At 75.6% G+C, this 3,952-nt stretch carries 3 protein-coding genes; all 3 read right to left on the bottom strand.

All coding sequences use genetic code 11. The annotated features are described in order from the left end of the window. Nucleotides 1–366: hypothetical protein (locus tag ACW0Q9_RS29655; protein ID WP_456186938.1), on the bottom strand; the 366-nt coding region annotated here is incomplete at its 3' end. Continuing rightward, a complete protein-coding gene (locus tag ACW0Q9_RS29650; protein ID WP_456186936.1) occupies nucleotides 363–2,852 on the bottom strand; it encodes an AAA family ATPase in 2,490 nt (829 codons plus the stop codon). The genes ACW0Q9_RS29655 and ACW0Q9_RS29650, both read right to left, overlap by 4 nt. A gap of 399 nt (nucleotides 2,853–3,251) precedes the next feature. Continuing rightward, nucleotides 3,252–3,952: RNase H family protein (locus ACW0Q9_RS29645; protein WP_456186934.1), on the bottom strand; the 701-nt coding region annotated here is incomplete at its 5' end.

The raw sequence follows: 3,952 nt of genomic DNA, 5'->3' as shown, positions 1-3,952 counted from the left end.
CAGGGCGCTCACCTCGGTGTGCAGGCGACGCAGCTCGGCGGCCGTCGGCGCCAGCTCGTAGCAGTGATGGTGGGCGGCGGCCGACAGGGCCGCCCAGGCGAAGGCGACCCGCCGGGCGACGGCGGGGCCGGGCCCGAACCGGCCGCGCAGCATCAGCTGCTTCGCCCGGCCCTGCCGGCACGCCGCCACGACCGGACGGGTTCGCCGCCAGTAGGCGTCGATGCCGCCTTCGAGGGCGAGCCGGATCAGGCAGGCGCACGCCCGCGGCCACCAGCCGGCGGTCACCGCGGCCGCGCCGAGCGGGCCGGCGCCGCGCAGCATCTGGTCGGCCGCCGCTAGGCAGCGCCGGGGCGTCGGCGCGGTCACGACCGGACCTCCGCACCGTCCCGAGGCGCGAGCACGGCAGCCGTGGGAGGTTGCAGCGCCGCCGCGAGGTAGCGGGCGTCCGCGACCAGGACGGGCAGGTCGAACAGGTACGCGCCGTGCACACCCTCCTTACACGCCTTGTACGCGCCCACCGCCCGCGACCCATGCCGGCGACTGAGATACCCGAGCACGTCCCCGCCCCGGCCGGCGTCGTCGAAGAGGGCCAGCGCGACGGTGGTGGTCAGCCTGCGGGACGCGGCCACAACGGCCGCCTCGATGTCGTCGTGCGGCACGCCTCGGGCCACTCGCCGGCGCCACACGATCCGGTGGCAGGCCGCCTCGATCGCCGAGCGGCACAGCTCCGCCACCACCGGCCCGCGCACCTCGGACGCGATCTCCTCGGTGCGGGCCAGCGCGTAGGCGTCGTCCAGGTAGCGGGTGACCGGGTCGGAGCCGGGCCGCAGGGTTACCACCGACCGCTCCGCGCGGGTCACCTCCACGATGCGGGAGCGACCGAGGTCGAGGCGGGCGAGGGCGTCGGGCAGCCGGGTGTCGTGGGTGAAGACCACCACCTGCCGCTGCTCGGCCAGCTCGGCGAGCACCCGGGCCAGCCCGTCCACCTTGGCCGGGTCCATGCTCTGCACCGGGTCGTCGACCACGATGAACCGGAACGGGCTCTCCGGCGCGCAGCCGCGCGGCAGGAACGTCGCCAAACCGAGGGCGTGCATCTCGCCCTGGCTCATCACCCCGAGGGCGGTGCCGTTGTCCGTGCCGTCCACGCTGACCGGGATCACCACCCGCCGCCGGGTGTTCATGCCCGCCAGGGTCATGGCGCCCAGCTCGACGTTGCTCTCCTGTCGCAGCTGCGCCCAGATCCGCTGCGAGTGCTCGGCGAAGGGCGCCACCCGCTGGTTGCGCAGCTCTGCCCCGGTCGCCTTCAGCCACGCCCGCGCGGCCTTCACCCGCGCGAGGGAGCGTTCCCGGTCCGGCAGCGTCCCGGCCGACGCGACCCAGGCCCGCAGCTCGGCGGCCGCCGCCTGCCAGCCGGTGTCGCGCTGGCGGAGCAGACCCGTCGCATACGCCTGCGCGGCCTGCGCCGCCGCGAGCACAGCCGGGTACCGCGCGGTCAGATGATCGGCCAGCTCCTCCGGCCCACCCGGTGTCAGCCGCAGCGCCGTCACCGCCGCGTGCAGGTCGTCGACCGGCACCGCGTCGGCGTCACCGGAGGGCACGTCCAGGTCGTCGATCAGATAGTGCGCCCGCTGCAGCAGCGCGGTCAGCCGGGAAGCGGCGGCCTGGGCGGCGAGGGTGCGGTCGCGCAGCTCCGCCAGGGACGCGGTCGCGCTGGTCCGCCAGTCGCCGTCGAGCCGGCCCGTCGCGCAGACCGGGCACAGCCCGTCGCCCTGGTCGTCGTGGTGCTCGATGGCCAGCCGGAGTAGCTCGGCGCTGCGCAGCGACGCCCGCGACCGCCCGCCGTCGTGCCGGCGCGCGTCCGCGGCGGCCTCCCGCAGCTGCTCGGCCAGCCGGGTCACCTCGTCGGCGTCGGGCAGCTGCATCGCCACCAGCCGCCGGCAGAGCAGCACCGCCTCGTCGGCGGTCGGGTCCTCCGGCTCATCGAGGATCGTGGTCAGCGCCGCCACGTCGGCCGCGCCCCGGGTGCGCAGCAGCTCGGCGGCCCGCCGGGCCCGGTCGTCGTCGATCCCCAAGAGGGTGTCGGTCAGGGTGGCGCGGTGTCCGCGTACCTCCTTGATGGTGGTGTCGACGGGGCGCGCGGCGGCCATGAGGCGGCGGTCGGCGTCGGTGATCGCCTCCAGGCCGAGGATCGCGGAGATGGCGTCGAAGAGCTGGCTCTGCGTGCCGGCGGTGAGCCGGCCCAGCTCGGCGGCGGTGAGGAACGGCCGGTACAGCTCCAGCGGCCGGGCCAACCCCAGCTCGGCGAGGTCCTGATGGCTGCCGCGGGCGCTGGTGACCGCCACCTCGGCGTCGCCCAGCTCCGCCTCCGACGGCCAGGAACGGACCACCCGGGTGGGCGTGGCCGTCCCGTCGACCCGCAGCTCGACGGCGATCCGGCACGGGTCGCTGGCGTGCAGGTTGCGCAACCCGGTACGCCACACGCTGTTGCGGTCCGCCCAGCGCGCGCTGTCGCCGGTGAGCGCCAGTTCCACGGCCTCGGCGAAGCTGGACTTGCCGGAGCCGTTTCGACCGACCACCACGGTCAGTCCGGGGCCGGGCTCGATGGCGAAGGTGCGTTCCGGGCCGACGCCGCGGAACCCGGCGACGGTGACCGACGAGAGCCAGATCCGCTCCCGCGGCTCGTCCGCCGCCGGGCGCTGCGGCTCCAGTGCGGTCGGCGCGCCGGCGAGCGCGGCGTCCAGGTCGGCCTCGCCGCTCAGCGCGGCGAGGACCACCTCGGCGGTGTCATCGGGTACGCGGTCGGCGGCGAGCCGGTCGAAGATCAGCTCGACCAGGGGTTCGGTGTGGTTCATCAGGCGACCTCCGGGGAGGGCAGGGAAGGCGGATGGCTCCGGCTCGGGCCGGCTCGCTGGCGGTGGTGGTGCGACGACGCTGCGCACTTGCCGTCAGTGAAGTGATCGGCCGTCAGGCCGGCAGTGCAACAGGACAGCCGGGGCTGGGCGGACCGGCGACGGCATGGTGAGCGCCGCCACGTCCCGCCGGGCCGACGGGCGGCGCGGCGGCCGGGATGAGTCCGACCGGCTGGTGCGGGTGAAATCCCGGACCGGCCCAACGTGCTTGGACAAGGGTCATCGTCTTCTACTCCAGGCGCGTGGTGTCCGCGGGTCGACGGCTCGTCGACCCGCCCGAGGGGTGGTGGGGAAGCTGTGCTGTGTCGGCAGAGGATCAGGCGGCGTGCCCGGCGGGCCGGGTCAGTGGGGGAGACCGGCGTGCCAGTCCAGCAGGAAGGCGTCGACCAGGGCGTGCGCCCGCGGGTGGACGTCGAAGGTCTCTTCGACCCGGCGGCGGGCCATGTGCGACAGGCCGTCGGCGGCCTCGTTGAGAGCGTGCCCGCTGTGCCCCTTGACGTGCGCGAAGCACAGGTCCGGCCGTAGGCTCACCTGATCGGCGAGCCGGACCAGCGTCGGCCGGTCGGCCCACCGGCGCTGGCGCAGGCTGTAGCCGGCCGGCATCGCCGACACCTCACCGGCCTGCCACCGACGCAGCCAGCGCAGCGCCACAGTGCTGTCCAGCAGCACCGTCATCCCCGCTGGCGCCTCCTCGTACGCCGAGAGCAGGAAGTCCACCGCCCGCAACTCGTTGATCAGCACCCGCGACGCGCCGGTCGGGTCGAGCCGGCCGGTGCCCCGGCCGCGCAGGCCGTAGTGGCCGTCGCTGACCACGTAGGCGATGCCGCCGGCGCGGCCCTTCCAGCTGGCGTCGGTCGCGGCGACGACCGGCCCGGACGCCGCCGCCCAGCGCCCGACGCGGCCGCGTCCGCGCTGCTGGTCCGGCTGTGGCCGGCAGGCCGTGCCGTGCGCTTCGGCGAGCCGCTCGGCGGTGTCGAGGAGGTCCCGGGCCGAGTCGAGCTCGTCGTAGTTCGCGGCGGTGAGCGCGAGCGTGACCGCGTCGC

It is taken from the genome of Micromonospora sp. I033 (genome assembly GCF_053890995.1).
Note: the sequence above shows the minus strand (reverse complement) of the source record. Positions and strands in the feature narration are given on the sequence as shown.